The organism is Paenibacillus oryziterrae, from assembly GCF_042610485.1.
Taxonomy (GTDB): Bacteria; Bacillota; Bacilli; order Paenibacillales; family Paenibacillaceae; genus Paenibacillus_AQ.
In genome coordinates this window covers 144168-162346 of sequence record NZ_JBGJZO010000005.1, presented here as the reverse complement: position 1 = coordinate 162346, position 18179 = coordinate 144168, and the positions used below count along the sequence as shown (strand labels likewise).

The window sequence follows — 18179 nt, the reverse complement described above, 5'->3', positions numbered from 1 at the left end:
GGCTGACATATACATTCTCTGAAACTCTGGGTGATGCGCTCCAGGTGCTTGGTCTGCCGCTGCCGGACCGGATGTAGACTGTTCCCTCCGGAACGCACAAAGCCTTCCGAAAGGAAGGCTTTGTGTGACGTCCCGGAAGGGATACCGCCCTTTCGGGCGGATTGCGAAGTAGTTGCTAACGATGCTTATGCTCCAACGAACCCGCGGGGGTTCTCTCCCCCGGAACGCACAAAAGCCTTCCGAAAGGAAGGCTTTTGTGTGACGTCCCGGAAGGGATACCGCCCTTTCGGGCGGATTGCGAAGTAGTTGCTAACGTAGCGTATGCTCCAACGAACCCAACGGGGGTTCTCTCCCCCGGAACGCACAAAAGCCTTCCGAAAGGAAGGCTTTGTGTGACGTCCCGGAAGGGATTCGAACCCCCGACCGTGCGCTTAGAAGGCGCATGCTCTATCCGGCTGAGCTACCGGGACATGATTTATGGATTTAAGGCAACGTTATATATTATAACCGATTGAGCGAATATTTCAAGACTGCAGATGAATATTTTGGGTAGAGGTGGCACTTTACTCAAGAGGAACGTTCAGAATTAAGGCGATATCCATCAAGGATACCGCCTGAAATGCGCCTCCAGCTCTTTTTTCAGATTGCCATAAATCAGCAGTTCCCGCTGGAACTTGGACCGCTCATCCTCCGGCGTCATAATAGGGCTACCCTCAAATGCGCTAACCGTCACATCCTCAAACGCCTGATGCATATTGTTGTCAAACCAGTCCGATGTGATGTCGGCATCATTGGTCAATATGCGGACAATCTCAAATCCCTCTTCACGCCGGTCCTCCACGATATATACCAAAAGCGGCGAATCGCTCACCGCACCAGGCAAAACACCCACCTCGGCACATGGTGCACCATCGAAGTCCAGCATTCTGCGGATTTTGGCATCCTTAATGTAATACACTTGTCATCCATCCCTTCTGCAAAAATCACTACCCCCTAGTGTTCGGATAAGGACATACATTTTATGCCTTCCTTCGGCATATATCTGTATTACTTGGCAAAAAAGCAAGGACAACAATCGCACACAAAGAGAGGATGAACCATCATGTGCGGAATAACCGGATTTATCCAGTGGCGCGGGGACTTGACACAGCATTCACAGCTGCTCGTGAGAATGACCGAAACCCTGGCCAACCGCGGTCCCGATGCAGCAGGAACCTGGATATCAGGTCCTTGTGCTTTTGGACATCGCCGACTTAGCGTTATTGATCCCGAGAACGGTGCTCAACCCATGATTACCCGCCATGAGGAGAATGTATACGCAATTGTATATAACGGTGAGCTCTATAATGCTCCTGAACTAAAAAAAGAATTAGTACAGCGCGGGCATCACTTCCGGACGGAATGTGACACCGAGGTACTGCTTCATGCTTACATCGAATGGGGGCCGGAATCGGTAGAGAAGATGAACGGTATCTTCGCTTTTGCCATTTGGGACGGCCAACGGGATCATGTCTTTTTTGCCCGCGACCGGCTGGGGGTCAAACCGCTGTTCTACAGTCAGGTAGATGATGTATTTATATTTGGCTCCGAACCTAAAGCTTTACTGCAGCATCCGAAGGTTGAACCGGCTGTCGGGCCGGAAGGTCTGGCTGAAATCTTCATCATTGGACCAGCGCGTACACCGGGGCATGGAGTATACAAGAACATGCTGGAGCTGCGCCCGGGTCATGCCATGATTTACAGCCGGGAGGGCCTGCGGTCGTATGCGTATTGGAAGCTTGAAAGCAATACCCATACCGATACCGTTGAAGAGACCGCAGCGAAAGTACGTGAACTCCTTCAAGATACTCTCGAGCGCCAGCTGGTTTCGGATGTTCCGGTCTGCTCGCTTTTGTCCGGAGGGCTGGATTCCAGTGCACTAACTGCTCTGGCGGTTGATTATTATAAACGGACAGGACAGGGACGTGTAGATACCTTCTCTGTTGATTACGTCGACAACGACAAGCATTTCAAAAGCCATTCCTTCCAGCCCGGCGCAGACGGCCCGTGGATTAAACGGATGGTTGATGAACTGAATACGAACCACCACTATGTGGATTTCGATACCCCGGAACTCGTTGCGGCTTTAGATAACGCACTGTATTCACGCGACTTGCCCGGTATGACGGATGTGGATTCTTCGCTTTATTTATTTTGCCGGGAGATTAAAAAAGAGGCCACGGTCGCCATTTCAGGCGAAGCCGCTGACGAGATCTTTGGCGGATATCCCTGGTTCCACCGTGAGGATATGCTCTCCTCGGGAACCTTCCCGTGGTCGGTAGCACCTAAAATGCGGGCAGGACTGCTATCTCCGGAGATCAATGAATGGATCCGGCCGCTGGAATACTTGGGAGACCGGTACAGTGATGCCGTAGCCGAGGTGCCTAAGCTTGCTGGCGAAACCGGGAAGCAGGAGCAGATGCGCGTCATGTCCTACCTGAATATCACCCGTTTTATGCCGACACTGCTGGATCGTAAAGACCGTATGAGTATGGGCGTCGGGCTTGAGGTACGTGTGCCATATTGCGATCACCGACTTGTACAATATGTCTGGAATATTCCCTGGGAGATCAAAACGACAGGCAACCGCGAAAAAGGCATCCTGCGCAAAGCCCTTGAAGGCGTTCTGCCGGATGATGTGCTGTATCGCAAAAAAAGCCCTTATCCCAAAACGCATAATCCTGCTTATTTGAACGCCGTACGCGAGCAAATGCTGAACATACTCGATGATGCGAGCTCGCCGATTCTACCTCTAATTGATGCTGCCAAAATCCGCGAGATCGCTGCGTCCCCGGAGTCTTCCAGTAATCTGCCCTGGTTCGGGCAGCTAATGTCAGGCCCGCAGCTGTTCGCTTATCTGTCTCAGGTCAACCTGTGGCTTCGGTCATACAATGTGAGTATCCGCTGAAAGAGATCCGTGATATTCCCCACATCCTTCGGGAGATAAATCCTCTACAACTAAGAGAGGAACTATCTATATGTGAAGGAGTTTCTCCGGAATGAAAATCAATGTCAGTACTAATAATCGGTATAGAAGCAATCTGATCCTGTTTATTGCTGTAACCTTCGGTTTCACATGGCTGTGCTGGCTTCCGCTGCTGCTTAACCGGCAGTGGGATGCCGGCCTTTCGGTGCTGCCGGGGCAGTTCTATCTGGGATCATTTGGGCCGCTGCTTGGAGCAATTATCACCAGGTTGAGACCAGGTGGAGCAGGCGTTAGAGCTTGGCTGAGGACGCTCTTTTCATTTGCTTTTCCGAAAAAATGGCTTCTGCTCGCCTTCCTTCTTCCCCTGTCTTACGGCGGCATCGCCATCGTGGCGCATATGTTCATTACCGGCAGTTGGCCGGATATGAACCAGTTCGGATTGACCTCCGATCTTCCACCAAGTTTTAATCTATGGATGACCTCTCTCGTATGGATGTTAACCTTTGGCATAGGGGAGGAAAGCGGTTGGCGCGGCTTTTTGCTTCCCGAACTCCATAGACGCTACTCTCTCTTCACCTCGGCGTTGATCGTTGCTGTAATCTGGATGGCTTGGCATCTGCCTGCGTTCTGGTTCAATGAAAGCTATCTTGGCATGGGATTTGGCGTACTGGGCTGGGCGATCAGTCTGACCTACGGTTCGGTGGTGCTGGCCTGGATTTGCGCTGGCAGCAAGTGGAGTATTATTCCCGTTATTGTGTGGCATGGTATCTTCGACCTGCTCACCGCAAGCGATCAGGCCGCCGAAGTAATGGCGATGGTGTGCAGCATGCTGGTCATTGTGCATGGCATCCTGCTGATGCGGACTTTGGGCAGACGCAAGAATCCTCCTAAGAGGTAGTAGCTGATATTCAGCGGTATTTCTACCGGTGATTCCGCTTGAATTGGCTCTTTTGCCTTACTCAGCGGTATCTCTCCCCTTCATTCTACCTGCTTCACCCCATTTGCCTTACCCAAAAGGATTTTCAGAGCTAACTTGCTCATTAATCCCTATTTCACACAAAAGCCCCGTCCTGCCGAAAACATCATTTCGGCGGAACGGGGCTCTATTAATCAAAAGTTAAAGTTATCCGGATCCGGGCCAAAACGATGGTTTTGGTTCAGATCTTCAATGGCTTTTACATCCTCATCACTAAGCGTGAAGTCAAAGATTCCTGCGTTCTCAGCGATGCGCTCGGCATGTACCGATTTCGGGATCGTGATTATACCCTGCTGCAGATCCCACCGGAGTACAATTTGTGCCGGGGTCCGGTTGTATTTGGCAGCCAGCTCTGACAGAAGCGGCAGATCCAGGTGGCCCTGCATGAGCGGACTCCATGCTTCAAGCTGAACCCCTTGCTTACGGCAGTATGCTAAAAGCTCACGCTGCGTCAACAGTGGGTGGAACTCCACCTGGTTCACCGCAGGTACTACGCCTGTATCCTCAATAATATCCTTCAGATGATGAACTTGAAAATTGCTCACGCCGACGGATTTGATATACCCTTCCTTTTGTAGATGAATTAGCGCCTTCCAGGTATCCAGGTATTTGCCCTTCACCGGCCAATGGATGAGGTAAAGATCGATAACATCCAGCCCAAGCTTGCGCCGGCTGACTTCAAATGCCTGTAGCGTAGATTCATAACCCTGATCGGGGTTGCGGACTTTCGTCGTTATAAACAACTCATCCCGCGGAACTCCACATTCACGGATAGCTTGTCCAACCCCATCTTCGTTATTGTACCCGGCTGCGGTATCGATACTTCGGTATCCGGTTTCCACTGCTGCTTTAACCGCATGAATTACTTCATCTCCGTCTTTAGTCTGCCATACTCCAAGACCTAGCCATGGCATCGTAACGCCGTCATTCAGTGTAGGTCCTCCTGAAAATGGTCCGTTCAATTGAGTCATCGTTATACCCTCCAACCCTATCTGATTTGGATAAGCTTACCCAAAATTAAGTATATCAGATCATTCCACCGTTACCAAAAAGCAAAGAAAGTCCCGACAATCCACCTAAATGGATTGCGGGACTTTGTCATTTCTTATTTCTCAATCATTTTGAAATCGTCAAAATGGAATTCCGGGGATACGATACAGGAGACAAGCACAGGCTCTTCGCCGAGTGGACGCGCGGCCTGCCATACTCCCGCAGGAACTACCACCTGTGGCTGCTGGCCGGAAGCGACATCCAGACCCAGTATAACCTCTTGCACATCTTCAGGCTGGTCCCCGCTCCCGCCAAGGCTGAGCACAATCGGGCTTCCGGAATGCCACAGCCAGATCTCATCGGAGAGCACTGTATGCCATTCAGAAGCTTCATCGGCGTGCAGAAGGAAGTAGATCGAGGAAGCCGATGCCCGGACTCCGGAATACTTGCCGCCAAGCACCTCCTGCGGGATGTCGAAGGAAGATTTCCATAGTCGTTTGTACCAGCCGCCTTCAATATGCGGCTCCAGCCCCAAAGCCTCTACAAGGGGGGATATTTGTTTTTGAGTCACGTTATTCAAACCTCCTAAAAGTTTTGCGAAGCAAAACTTGCTTCGTAAGCATGTGCTTTAAGTTTTGCGAAGCAAAACTCGCTTCGTAAGCATCTGCTTCATTGGGTTATGTAAATCCGCTTTGTTATATCAACTTTCGCCTTGCAGATATGATCACAAACAAAACGGCTTCGTAAGCCTTAATCGTTGTGTTATTTACTTTAACGGAATACGCTGCAATTGTACAATAGCTTTTTACTTGCCATCCTTGCTGGCTTTGAAAATTTCGGCGATCGCACCCAGACTTCCCAAAGTTTCGACTGCACTGGTTGGCAGGAAGATTTTGTTGGCTGGACCTTTTGCGATTTCTCCCAGCGCTTCGAAGGATTGATAAGCCAGTGTCCGCTCATCCAGCCCTGCAGAACTGATCAATCCGATACGGATTTTCTCAGCCTCAGCTACAGCCTGAATCGCTTTGGCCTGACCTAGTGCTTCCAGCTCTTGAGCCTGACGCAGACCTTCCGCCTGACGGATACGTGCTTCCTTGTCACCTTCCGCCTTCAGAATCTTGCTCTGCTTGTCGCCTTCCGCACGCAGGATCATATCCTGTTTGGCAGCTTCCGCTTCCAGGACGATTGCCCGTTTGCTGCGTTCTGCTTTCATCTGTTTATCCATGGCTTCCTGGATATCTACCGGTGGTTTGATGTCGATGACTTCCACCCGTTCAATCCGTACGCCCCACTTCTCGGTAGCTTCATCAAGCGCAAGGCGGATATCAGCGGAAATTTTTTCACGTCCGGACAAGGTTTCATCCAGCTCCAGCTTACCGATAATTTGCCGCATGGTGGCCGTTGAAATGTTCCGTACCCCGTATACATAATCGGAAATGCCGTATGTGGCTTCTTCCGGTCCTACAACCTGATAGAAGATGATCGTGTCGATCTGCACCTGTACGTTATCCTTGGTAATTACCGTTTGCGGAGGCACGTTCGCCTGTTGAATACGCAGATCGTGATACGTCCGGACATGGTCGATGATTGGAATTAGAATATTAAGACCCGGTGTGAGCAGACGGTGAAATTTACCGAGACGTTCCACAACCCCAACGCGCTGCTGCGGTACAATTTTGACTGTTAAAGCTACGAATACGACGACTACGATAAGTACAACCGCAATAATAGGCCATTGCATTAATTTGTTTCCCCCCATCGTTCTACTTCAATAATGGTGCTGCTTCTTCTCACAACCCTAACAATTTCACCTTTGCCAAATGCTTGAAGTGATGTTGCACTCCATGTGTCTCCGCCAACCTTCACCTGCCCGTATTGGCCCAACTCGATTGGCTCCACCACCACACCTTGCCGGCCGACGATCTCAGTTCCTATGTCCTTGAATCCGCGTGATGTGCGGAACCGCTCGACCAGCGGCTTCGAGAACAAAGTGAGCCCTAAAGCAACCAATGAGCCTAAGACAACCTGCAGCAAGAATGCATCCGGAAATATCAGGGATATCAGAGCCGCAGTCAAAGCACCAATACACAGCCACAGCAGATAGAACGTAAGCGTCATCATTTCTACAACAAACAGGACACCGGCTGCAATCAACCAGAATACCCAGACAACCATCGGTGAACCCACCCCTTCCGCTATATACTACTATAACGAAATAAACGGCAATGCGTTGCAAAAGTTTTATGATCCTGAGGAAGAAATCGCTTCGCTGTCCTTCTCATCAACAGAGACCGGTTCACAAGGAGCTGCATTATGAAAAAAAGCCTGCAGGATTCAGGCACACGCCTATTCTGCAAGCTTCTTCTCCGTTAGTTATTCCATTTCATATTTGTCCAGGCGGTACATACCCGGAGGATAATTTCTCTGTCAACAGCCGCAGCGCAGTGCCGCGATGGCTGATCTCCTGCTTCTCTGACATGGTAAGCTCAGCCATGGTTTTGCCGTAATCCGGCAGGTAGAACAGCGGGTCATAACCAAAACCTCCACCACCGGCAGGCTCAGACGTGATCCAGCCTTCTACCTTGCCCTCCGCAGTCCACTCCCGGTTGGTCGTTGGATCGTAGAGTGATAAAGCACATACGAACCGGGCCGTGCTCAGCAGAGGCTGGCCTGTATCCTCACCCTGCTTCAACCGCTCCAGTTCATCCAGCAGCTTCAGGTTATTGGCTTCATCGCCAGCCGATTCCCCGGCATATCTGGCCGAATAGACACCCGGTCGGCCGTCCAGTGCATCTACACAAAGTCCGGAATCGTCTGCGAGAACCGGAAGCCCCAGCGCATCGGCTACAGCTTTCGATTTCTTCCGTGCATTCTCCGCAAAAGTACCCCCGTCCTCCACAACATCCGGCAGGTTCGGATAATCGAACATGCTTTGGACCGTCAGTCCAAGGGGTGCAAAGGCATGCTGAAATTCACGTACTTTCCCCTGGTTCTTCGTCGCAACAATGAGAATTCCGCCGGCGGACTCCATCTTAGACCACTTGGCCCGGCTGGCCGCTTGGAATTTTGAGGGCAATAGCCCCTAAGGCTTCCTTCTGAGCCTCAATCAGTTCATAGATCCCTTTCTCGCCAAGCCCAAGCAGCTGATCCAGCTCCTGGCGCGTGAAAGGTCTCTCTTCTCCGGTTCCTTGCAACTCAACAAAAGCGCCTCCGCCAGTCATGACTACGTTCATATCAACCTTGGCTTTGGAATCTTCTTCGTAATTCAAATCAAGCAGTGCTTTATCGCCTACCACGCCTACACTAATGGCTGCCAGGTAGTCTGTTATCGGAAACACGGCAAGCTTGTGCTGCAGGGCGATTTTGTTAATGGCAAATGCCATCGCTACAAAAGCACCTGTAATCGAAGCCGTCCGCGTACCTCCGTCCGCCTGAATGACGTCGCAGTCGAGCGTAATGCTCCGCTCGCCCAGTGCATGCAGATTCACCACAGAACGGAGCGCCCGTCCGATTAGACGCTGGATTTCCATCGTCCGCCCTGTCAGCTTGCCGCGCGCGGCTTCACGCTGGTTGCGTGTTTGGGTGGCCCGGGGAAGCATCGAATATTCGGCCGTTACCCAGCCTTTCCCCTGTCCTTTAAGAAACGGCGGAACCTTCTCATCCACGGTTGCCGTGCAAATCACCTTGGTATCGCCCATCTCAATGATTACGGATCCTTCAGCATATTTATTCGTTTGGGTTGTTATCGTCAATGACCGTAGCTGGTCGTCATTCCGCCCGTTTGTTCTCATCTTTTCTGCCTCCTACGTCAGCTCATTTAAAGCAACCTTTATTCTACCAAAGAGCAGGCAAGAAAGCATCTTTTTGACCGAATTCTACATCGGCATTTCATTTATATATTCTGGTGCAGATACTGGCTTTCCATAATCCACATTATTGCTTCCGGTGACCGCTTCCTTGCCGTTCATTCGGATTTGCACTAATGAATCTTTGCTGTTCTGCGCAACGGTCAGGACCACGGATTCAAGCATATCCACCGGAATCTTGTCGCCGTCCTCGAACATGTCGTCCTTGATGGAGACCGTTATCACTCCGTTCTGTCCGGCTTCCACAGAGTCAAGCACTGTATCCTCCGTCATCACCATTTGCAGGCCCTTCGCGGATTCAGGTCCGGTGAGCAGCTCATTCAAGGCCGCTTTTACCGAATCCTGCCCTGGCGGAACAAACCGTGTCACAGGTACATAATATTGGATGCCATCGGGAGAAGCAGCAGAGAAATAGACCGTAACTGCACTGGAATTCATGGCCGTCATCCCATTCCTCGGCAGGTTAATACCCATGCTTCGCGACAGCGGGCGATCCAGCGGGGTACCTTTTAACGGCATTTCAGTCAGTTTCTTGCCGTCAACCCATAGCTGTACGCCCTGAATGCCTTCCTGCCCGGTAAGGGTCCAGGTTATAGCCTCCAGCAACTTACGTTCATCCGCAGGATCATAGTCAGCGAACTTGGCGTTAAACTCAACAACCGCAAGACCTTGTTCTTTATCAAGTGTAACGTTCTGAACAACCGTCCCGGCAGGAAGAACTCCCTGAAAGCCTGAAGGAATCGACGAGGCATAGGCACCTTTGTCAACCAGCAGGGTAAGTGAATCTTTTAGCAGGGCAGCTTTTTTACCTGAAGGGATACTAAGGGATACAGGAGCAAGCAGGCCATTGCCGTCCTCCAGATAGACGGTTGTCCGGGATGAAGACGCGGTGTTTACTGCAGTAGGCGCTTTAGCCGCATCCGTCTCTGTTCCATCCAGTGTTACCGGACCAAACACGCCGGAATCCAGCGGATCCCCACTCATTTCCAGCATTTGTGCCTCCACCCCGCTTGGCGGGGGATCCACTACGGCGGATTCCTCCGATCCGAACCAGTCGCAGCCGGATAAAGCCAGCGGAACAGCCAGCAGACAGGCTGCGGATATCCCGCGAATCTTGTGCAGATGTGTCATGATTATTGCCCCTTTCAGAGGTTAAATGGCATTTGTACTGCTATGTATACGAGCCCCCTCTGCAAAAAATAACAACAGCTTATCCTAAAAGTTTGGCAGGTGGACAATTGTAAGCGGTTACAGTACAATTTCTGTACCGGCGGGGATTCAGAAGGACTCCGCTGGAAATGATAGTAGACTAACGACTTATTTATGGAGGGACTGAACATGGCCGACGCAAAAATGCCCTACAGTCTGAACAGTAAAGCTGTCGCAGCGGCAACGAAAAACTGGCTGCAGAAGCGGGGGGTAACCATACTCGAAATCGCAGAGCTCGTTATGCTGCTGCAGAAGAAGTATTATCCCAACTTAACCATGGAAGAATGTGTTCATAACGTAGAAATGGTACTGAGCAAGAGAGAAGTGCAAAATGCGGTGCTGACCGGTATCCAGCTGGATATTCTGGCTGAAGAAGGTAAGCTCTTCCCGCCACTGCAGGATATGATTGAGAATGACGAGGGACTATATGGGGTTGACGAGATTCTCGCCTTCTCGATTGTAAATGTCTATGGAAGTATAGGTTTCACCAATTACGGGTATGTGGACAAACTTAAACCAGGGGTTCTTGAGCGCCTGAATAATAAGAGCACAGGGGAGATTCATACCTTTCTCGATGATATTGTCGGAGCTGTAGCCGCCTCGGCCAGCAGCCGGATTGCCCACCGCAAGCAGGCGGAGCGCGAGAAGGAGCTTGGGGAGCCTCATATGCCGGAGGACATCGAGGAAGCTGCCAAGCCGGGCATCATTCTTACCGAACCTCTGGAATAGACTTTTACAACCATGTATACCTAACGGATTAACGCAGAAACCTCCCAGGAACAGCAGGCAAGCTAAAGCTGCCTCAATCCGGGAGGTTTCTTTCGTTCAAATCAACCGATACCATATCTTGCCGTCTTCATCATATTCGACTGCACGCCCGCGGCGTACCAGCTCTTTCAGATGCGCCAGTGTTTCACTGAGTGCGAAGCGCAACTGATGAAGTGAAGTCACCCGGCTGCGGAACAGCTGGCTGCACAGCCCGTAACCGTTGAGCGGACCCAAAAGCAGCAACGATTCGGCTTCTTCCAGACGTTCCTCGTGATGGCGGAGCAGCTCATGAATCCGGCTGTTAAATCCTTCGAAGGGATCCAGATGACCCGCAAAAGCCATCCTTGTCTTATACTCCGACAGCTTGTGCAGGCTCTCGATAAATGTCAGCAGGGGCTGCGGATCGCTGCCCGGCAGCAGGCTGACATTCGGAGAAATGATCGGCAATACAGCATCTCCGCACAAGATCTGGCCGCTGTCCCTTTGGTAAAAAGACAGATGCCCCGGTGCATGGCCACCTGTTTCAACCGGAATCCAATCCCTCCCTCCCATAATGAAGGGAGCGCTTGTATTCACATAGCTGACCTCTGCGTGTGGTGATACCTGCGTCAAGAAGCTGTCCATATGCTCCTTCATCTCCGGCACCAGGGAATCTGGGAGACCATGCTGGACGAAAAAGTCCGGCAGAGCCTTGTTCATCCCCCCTGCCTCTCCCCACATAAGCTGCGTCTCGGCATACGCACGTTCCGACATCCAAACCCTGCAGCCCGTCTTGGACTGCATCCACCCGGCAAGACCGTAATGGTCGGGGTGATGGTGGGTAACCACGATACCGCTGATTGAACTCCATGAATACCCGAGCTCTTCAAGCGCTCCCTCCCAGGCCAACTCTGATTCTAAGGAACGAGGGCCGGGATCCACAATGCTCAACCGGCCGTTTTGATCCGGCAATATATAACTGTTCACCCGGCGCAGCGGCGGCTGCATGGGGACAGATACCCGGATCAGATTTCCTTCCCACTTTGTAATCTCCGCTCTTCTTAAGCTCTGATGCTGTTCACTCTCTCTATGGAATCCTCTCATACAGGTCTAACTCCAACAAAAATCATGCGGGTTGAAGTCTCCTCGTGATAGGTGTCTTCATCATAATTGCCATGGACCATATCCAATTGAAGACCCGCTTCGGCGAGCATTGCCCGGAATGCGTCTAATGAATACAGCTTCACACGTTCCTGATAGCAACGGGGAGTTCCGTCGGCTTTAGAAGTCAAAGTAATGTCTTTCTTCACATAACCATCCTCGATCCGGCGCTGCTCATCAATCAGATTATCACTGTCTTCACGGCTCGAATGAGGTACGAGGTTTCGAATTACATATCCCGGATTCAGAAAATCAATAATGAATTTGCCTCCCGGTTTCAGCATTCGTCTAATTTCACGCAGCACCTTGAGCTGCTCCTCATCTTCTTCAAAATATCCGAATGAGGTGAATAGATTGACGACCGCATCGAAGCCTCCATCAAGCGACAAACATCTCATATCGGAGCGAAGCCAGGTAACGGCTCCAGCCCCCTCTTGAGCGCGCGCTTCCCGCAGTAACGGCTCCGAGAGATCCACTCCGGTCACTTCGTATCCTGCTTCCGCAAGCACCAGCGAATGGCGGCCCATACCGCAGCACAGATCCAGTACTTTAGCTCCGCACGGCAGATTAAGCCAGACAATCATTTTATCCACTTCCCGACGTGCTCCCCCGAAATCCCGGTGTCTATATACAATGAGGTAATCTTCTCCAAAGCTATCCTCATACCACTCGCCCATGTCTTCTCTCCTTCCATGGACATTGGTCTGCCCATCACTCTATCTCATCGCTCGATGTGAATAAATATAACGCTTATTGTACCCCCTTTCAGGACCAAAAAAAAGGCCAACCCGAAACTTCCGGCCGGCCGGGGCCACAGATACAGGTGCGTTTGTGGAACCTGAACCGGGGGCAATTAAGTTAGCTTGTGCAGATATACTCTTGCTTCATAAGGACGGAGCTTGAACTGTCCGGGGCCTATTTCCCGATCCTTGGACGGCTCGTAGTTCGAGATGAGCAGCTCCATATGTGTGAGGGCCAGCTCCTCCACTGGCATTTCAAATACCGGTTCATGCCCGAAGAAGTTGAGGATCACCAGCAGCCGCTGATCCTCAAGTGTCCGGCTGAACGCATAAATCTCCTCATGGTCCGGGAGTAACAGCGCATATTCACCGTATACCACAACCTTATGTTTTTTGCGTAATTCTATGAGCTTCTTATAATAGTGATAGATAGAATCCGGGTTCTTAACCGCATCCGCCGCATTAATCTCTATATAATTGGAGTTAACTCTGATCCAGGGAACACCCGTGGTAAACCCGCCTTCATGGCTGCTATCCCACTGCATCGGGGTACGGGCGTTATCCCTGCTTTTTTTATGAATTGCCGCCATGATCTGCTCTTCGGGAACGCCGTTCCGGCGTTTCTCTTCATAATAATTCAAGGTCTCCACGTCCCGGTAATCATCAATGGAATCAAAAGCGACGTTGGTCATGCCGATTTCTTCCCCTTGATAAATATAAGGCGTGCCTTCAAGCATATGAACGAAGGTTGCCAGCATTTTAGCCGCCGGAATCCGGTAGTATAGATCGTCTCCAAACCGCGACACCGATCGCGGCTGGTCATGATTGCACAGGTAATTGGCGTTCCAGCCCCGGTTATGCAGAACCGTCTGCCAATTCGTGATGATCTTCTTCAGCTCCAGCAGACTCCAGGGTACGACATCCCATTTTCCGCTGCCTGCCGAAGCGGCATCCAGGAACATGTGCTCGAACTGGAACGTCATATTCAGCTCCCGACGCCCGTCCCCCACATAATCCAGTGCCTGCTCCGGCCCCAGTCCCGAGGTCTCGCCGACCGTCATAATGTCATAATAATAGAGTACTTTATCATACAGATTCTGCAGCAGCGTGTGCACATTCTCCAGATTCGAGAACATTTCATAGGCTCTCACAGTAGGAGCGCCATTCGGATTAAGGGCATCCGGATACCCTTCGGTTTTGACAATATGGGCGATAGCATCGAAGCGGAAGCCGTCCACCCCTTTTTTCAGCCACCACTGCACCATTTCATGAAGTTTATCGATGACCTCCGCATTCTCCCAGTTCAGGTCAGGCTGAAATCTGGAATACAGATGAAGATAATATTCATCCGTCTCCGGATCAAGCTCCCAGACCGAACCGCTGAAATACGATTCCCAATTGTTTGGCGGACCGCCATTTCTGCCTGTTCGCCATATATAATAATCTCGTTTAGGGTTGTCCTTCGACTTCCGGGATTCGATAAACCAGGGATGCTGGTGAGAGGTATGGTTCAGTACCAGATCCATCATCAGCTTCATTCCGCGTGAATGCATATCTGCCAGCAGTCGGTCGAAATCCTCCATCGTTCCGAATTCATTCATAATGTCACAATAATCGCTGATATCATATCCATTGTCGTGATTAGGAGATTTGTAGATCGGGCAGACCCAGATTACATTCACACCCAAATCCTGCAGGTAATCCAGCTTCGAGATAATCCCCCGAAGATCGCCAATTCCGTCACCGTTACTGTCCTTGAAGCTGATTGGATAGATCTGATACACAACGCTTTCTTTCCACCACTTGGGGTTCATGTCGTTGCCTCCTGGTTCTAGGAATAGTTGTCCCGGACATATTAATATATCTTAACCATTCCTGAGGGAAGCAATAACACAGATTTCATGCAGCTCTAATTCTCCAGCCCCTTCTGATATTGTGAGGGTGTAAGGCCGGTCCATTTCTTGAAGGTCGCACTGAAATGGCGTTCCTCCCCGTAACCCACCAGTCTGGCAACGGCATAGATCTTTAAATTGAGGCGCAGGAGCTTCTTGGCTTCCTCAACCCGGAACTGATGGAGATAGTCGAGGAAATTAATCCCGAGCTCCTGGCGGAACAGCGAGCTTAAATACGTATTGGACACAAATGCTTCCTTTGCGACAAACTCCAAAGTTAGATTGGTATTGTATTTCTGATGGATGACATCAAGTGCGGTGATCACAGTACGGTGCAGGGGACGATGCTTGGAGAACGCCGCCACGACATTTTGCATGATTTTATTCAGGATGGTCGACAGCTCTTCCAGAGTCTCCACCTGTGGAGCCTGCTCTATCCAATTGACGATATGCTGCTTCCATTCGAATTCATCCACCTGCTTCTCCTGCATCAGCCGCTTCAGCCTGACGACAAATGCCGTAGCCCGGATATTCACCTCTTGCTTGTGGCTCCAAGGGTTCCCCCGGAAAATATCGAGCCAACGCTCCAGCAGATCCAGCGCCCGCTCATAACCTCCTTCCGCAACAGCTGAAAGCATCTCATCCTCAAGTTCATTGAGTTCCGGGTCATTCATAATTCCGTCCATGGAGGCCTCAGCTACCTGTTTCCTGCCGTCCTCTGAGTAGAGGTACACGCCTTTTCCGTTCAAAAATCTGGATTCCAGAGCCTGACTGGCCTCCTTATAAGAAAGATGCACCACCGAAATATCCGGATGGCAAGAGCCGACGGCAATGCTGATGGAATGCTTCAGATAGGTCTCCAGATTGTGCTGGAGTTGTACCAATTGCTCTTTCAAATGATCGGGTGCAACAAAATCCGTATGTGAACTGCTGTCCGGGGACCCGCTGCCGATCCAGAGCAGATAATTACCGTCATGAAAAATCTCCACTCTTCCCTCATATACGGGTGCCAGCGTCTCGCTGATAATATTAAGCGCGGCATAACGCAAAAGGACGAAGTCCTGTCCGCTTCCCTGCCACGCAGAGGACTCCGGATCAAAGCTGACCAACCCGATTTGCGGCCCTTCAGCAGTAATTGCCATCGATAACTCTGATATGAGCTCCTCCCTCCGTTCCAGGGGGACGGGCGGATGATGAATCCATTGTGAAAGCACTTGGCTTTTGAGCAATGGGGCATTTTTATGCCAAGAGCGTTCGCGTATATGCTGTTCAAATTCAAGGCTGCGTTGAGCTTCAATGACCTTTTTGGCTTTAAGTACGGTGCTCAGAATTTCTTCAGGGCGGCACGGTTTTAGAATATAGTCGAGTACTCCAAGGGAAATCGCCTTCTTGGCATAAGAGAATTCGTCATAACCCGACAGCACAATAGTATGGAACTCGTATCCCCGGAGACGCGCAGCTTCAATCAGCTCCAGTCCGTTCATCAGCGGCATGCGTATATCGGTCAACAGCAGATCCGGCTCCTGCCTGTCCATAAGGGCCAGCGCTTCCTTACCGTTGCCCGCTTCACCGATGACATCAATTTGATGCGCCTTCCAGTCCACCATTTGCACGATACCCTCACGAATTGCTGCTTCATCTTCGGCAATCATCAGCTTCAGCTTCATGTTCACGGCCCCTCCACAGCGATTTGAATAATGATTCGTGTGCCTGTGCCTTGCGTACTTTCAATCTCAAATGAGGCTTCTGTAAAATATAGCTCCAGCCGTTCCTTCACATTCGCCAGTGCGAATCCCGGACGGCCTACGCCTTCCTGAACGTCAAGCTTATCTGGCTTAGCCAGATTTTGTTGAATCTCCCGGAGCTTATCCGGCTCAATACCAATGCCGTTATCCTGCACTTCAAGCATGATTCTGCGGTCCCGACGGTACGCATGCACCGCTATGAATCCGCCATTTTCGTGCAAAGGCTCCATGCCGTGAATGACAGCATTCTCGGCCAGAGGCTGCAGCAGCAGCTTGGGCACAATATAATCTCTAACCCCTTCCTCCAGTGAGATCTCGAACTGAAACCTTCCGCGGAACCGGTTCTTTTGCAGGAATAAATAATTGGTGACCAGCTCCATTTCCTGCGCCAGCGTATAAGAATCCCGCCCGTCATTGAGGCTGAGCCGGAATACCTGGGATAGGGAGTAGACCATATCGGCAATCTCTTTATCTCCTTTCTTCTCTGCCTCCCAGCAGATGGTATTCAGCGTGTTATACAAAAAATGCGGCCGGATCTGCGCCTGCAGCGTCTTCAGCTCCGCCTCCTTCTGCTTCAACCTGGAAGCGTATACATCTTTGATCAGTGAATCAATCCGCTGCACCATCAGGTTGTATCCGTGCCCGAGCAGCCCGATTTCATCATTGCCTTCAAAAAATACCCGCTGCGAGAAATCCCCTGTCTGCAGTCTGCGCATAGAGCGTGATAGCTTCTTCACCGGTTTCGTAATCGCCAGCGCTGCAAGCCAGGTAACCATTACACTGAGGGCCAGACAAATAAAAGCAATGGTGACTGTAACCTGAAGAATTTGTCCCAGTTCCTTAACCAGTTGAGCTTTGGAATGAACCACTACCACATACCAGCCTGTTGTCGGAGACTGCAGATACGATACAATCCACTGGTCATGATCAATATTCGATACCAGCCGTTCTTTAGTGCCTACTGCCCGGTCGCTGTCTACAAAATACGGCAGATCAATATCTTTTTTGCCAATCCAATCCTGGTTGGAGGCGGTTATAATTAGCCCGTCGCGGTCCAGAACGAACATATCGACGTTGTCCTGGGTGTTGTCTAGGTATTGGCTGGCGACTTTGCTTGCATCTACTCCAACTACAGCGATCCCCGCCGGCTCCAAGGTATATATATTTTTAATCACCCGGCAAAGTACGATCTTGTGATAGTGCTCTCCCACAAATATCCCGTCCGTTTGCCCTGTAACCTTAAAGGTAGAGCTGCCTGCAGCCGTTATTGCATCGATATAACATGGAGTCTTACGGAAATCGGCCAATTTCATAGCGGCAGTAAGACCTGCCTGATTGGCGGCAAAGGGCTCCGCCCCCTTATTCTGTTCCTTTAGGGAGTAGAGAATAATGGACTGGATGGAATTGCCGGCAACCATTAAATTCGTTACAGTCTTGAACACCACGTCGGGTCCATTCTGTGCTTCGGGGAAGGCCAGCAGCCGCTGTACCCCTTCGTCCAGAAACAGGGTGTTGGAAAAAGAGACCATATCAATGACCATTTCATCAATCTGTTCCGCGGTTTTTTTGGTCAGATGATCCTGTGATTGCTTCATTTTGTCCACAACTTGCTGAGAAGAAATCATGTAAGAGCTCCATCCCATAGCGGCAATCGTGAGAAGAAGGAGAGGAATGAACCAGAACAACAGCTTAAACTGCAGCGGCAAGTGGCGGTAGCGGCTTAAAGGGCGGATTCTGCGAGCCATAGAGGACCACCTTCATGTATAGTAAAAGACACATTCCCATGCGAAATTCCCTAGTTCTGTCAATAAAGCCATTATAACTTACATCGATATATCTGGAATAATTTTTTTAGTATAATGAGAAAAACAACCCTGTTCTTCTTAAG

Annotated in this window: 16 protein-coding genes and 1 tRNA gene; 3 read left to right on the top strand and 14 right to left on the bottom strand. The window is 50.6% G+C overall.

Translation table 11 applies throughout. The features are described from left to right. Positions 1 to 396: 396 nt before the first annotated feature. Together ACAN55_RS08410 and ACAN55_RS08405 are read right to left on the bottom strand one after the other, a co-directional pair. Positions 397 to 470, bottom strand: a tRNA-Arg gene (locus ACAN55_RS08410). A 131-nt stretch (positions 471 to 601) separates the two neighbouring features. Next, entirely contained in the window at positions 602 to 958 is a 357-nt protein-coding gene (locus ACAN55_RS08405; RefSeq protein WP_379130750.1) for a hypothetical protein, read from the bottom strand. A 144-nt stretch (positions 959 to 1102) separates the two neighbouring features. Between ACAN55_RS08405 and asnB the strand changes: the two genes are divergently transcribed. Both asnB and ACAN55_RS08395 read left to right on the top strand, forming a co-directional pair. Beyond that, on the top strand, positions 1103 to 2947 hold the full coding sequence (gene asnB / locus ACAN55_RS08400; RefSeq protein ID WP_379130747.1) for an asparagine synthase (glutamine-hydrolyzing): 1845 nt from the start codon (positions 1103 to 1105) through the stop codon (positions 2945 to 2947). A gap of 91 nt (positions 2948 to 3038) precedes the next feature. Continuing rightward, on the top strand, positions 3039 to 3863 hold the full coding sequence (locus ACAN55_RS08395; RefSeq protein ID WP_379130745.1) for a CPBP family intramembrane glutamic endopeptidase: 825 nt from the start codon (positions 3039 to 3041) through the stop codon (positions 3861 to 3863). A 212-nt stretch (positions 3864 to 4075) separates the two neighbouring features. On the opposite strand, the gene ACAN55_RS08390 is transcribed toward ACAN55_RS08395, so the two are convergent. The 7 genes from ACAN55_RS08390 to ACAN55_RS08360 all read right to left on the bottom strand — a co-directional run bounded on the left by ACAN55_RS08390 (position 4076) and on the right by ACAN55_RS08360 (position 9928). Beyond that, positions 4076 to 4912, bottom strand: coding sequence for an aldo/keto reductase (locus ACAN55_RS08390; protein WP_379130743.1), 837 nt, complete (start codon positions 4910 to 4912; stop codon positions 4076 to 4078). A 134-nt stretch (positions 4913 to 5046) separates the two neighbouring features. Beyond that, positions 5047 to 5502, bottom strand: coding sequence for a cupin domain-containing protein (locus ACAN55_RS08385; RefSeq protein WP_379130740.1), 456 nt, complete (start codon positions 5500 to 5502; stop codon positions 5047 to 5049). Between the two features lie 234 nt (positions 5503 to 5736). After that, positions 5737 to 6672 (bottom strand): SPFH domain-containing protein, encoded by a 936-nt coding sequence (locus ACAN55_RS08380; RefSeq protein ID WP_379130738.1) that lies wholly within the window; start codon positions 6670 to 6672, stop codon positions 5737 to 5739. Next, complete coding sequence (locus tag ACAN55_RS08375; protein WP_379130736.1) at positions 6672 to 7106, bottom strand: NfeD family protein; 435 nt, start codon at positions 7104 to 7106, stop codon at positions 6672 to 6674. Before ACAN55_RS08375 ends, ACAN55_RS08380 begins: the two co-directional genes overlap by 1 nt. Before the next feature lie 208 nt (positions 7107 to 7314). Continuing rightward, the gene (locus ACAN55_RS08370) at positions 7315 to 7962 is read right to left on the bottom strand and encodes an XTP/dITP diphosphatase (RefSeq protein ID WP_379130908.1); all 648 of its coding nucleotides are present in this window, start codon (positions 7960 to 7962) and stop codon (positions 7315 to 7317) included. A 1-nt stretch (position 7963) separates the two neighbouring features. Continuing rightward, complete coding sequence (rph, locus tag ACAN55_RS08365; protein WP_379130734.1) at positions 7964 to 8722, bottom strand: ribonuclease PH; 759 nt, start codon at positions 8720 to 8722, stop codon at positions 7964 to 7966. Between the two features lie 84 nt (positions 8723 to 8806). Next, positions 8807 to 9928 carry a GerMN domain-containing protein gene (locus ACAN55_RS08360; RefSeq protein ID WP_379130732.1) on the bottom strand — a complete coding sequence of 374 codons (1122 nt, stop codon included), beginning with the start codon at positions 9926 to 9928 and terminating at the stop codon, positions 8807 to 8809. Positions 9929 to 10135: 207 nt separating this feature from the next. Here ACAN55_RS08360 and ACAN55_RS08355 point away from each other — a divergent pair, with 207 nt between their 5' ends. Then, entirely contained in the window at positions 10136 to 10735 is a 600-nt protein-coding gene (locus ACAN55_RS08355; RefSeq protein WP_379130729.1) for a phosphatidylglycerophosphatase A family protein, read from the top strand. 96 nt (positions 10736 to 10831) lie between these two features. On the opposite strand, the gene ACAN55_RS08350 is transcribed toward ACAN55_RS08355, so the two are convergent. The 5 genes from ACAN55_RS08350 to ACAN55_RS08330 form a co-directional block, all read right to left on the bottom strand. After that, positions 10832 to 11857, bottom strand: coding sequence for an MBL fold metallo-hydrolase (locus ACAN55_RS08350; protein WP_379130726.1), 1026 nt, complete (start codon positions 11855 to 11857; stop codon positions 10832 to 10834). Beyond that, positions 11854 to 12591 carry a class I SAM-dependent methyltransferase gene (locus ACAN55_RS08345; RefSeq protein ID WP_379130724.1) on the bottom strand — a complete coding sequence of 246 codons (738 nt, stop codon included), beginning with the start codon at positions 12589 to 12591 and terminating at the stop codon, positions 11854 to 11856. Before ACAN55_RS08345 ends, ACAN55_RS08350 begins: the two co-directional genes overlap by 4 nt. 176 nt (positions 12592 to 12767) lie before the next feature. Beyond that, entirely contained in the window at positions 12768 to 14468 is a 1701-nt protein-coding gene (locus ACAN55_RS08340) for a glycoside hydrolase family 13 protein (protein ID WP_379130721.1), read from the bottom strand. Between the two features lie 95 nt (positions 14469 to 14563). Beyond that, the gene (locus ACAN55_RS08335; protein ID WP_379130718.1) at positions 14564 to 16213 is read right to left on the bottom strand and encodes a response regulator; all 1650 of its coding nucleotides are present in this window, start codon (positions 16211 to 16213) and stop codon (positions 14564 to 14566) included. A 2-nt stretch (positions 16214 to 16215) separates the two neighbouring features. Then, entirely contained in the window at positions 16216 to 18036 is a 1821-nt protein-coding gene (locus ACAN55_RS08330) for a cache domain-containing sensor histidine kinase (protein ID WP_379130716.1), read from the bottom strand. Between the last annotated feature and the right edge of the window lie 143 nt (positions 18037 to 18179).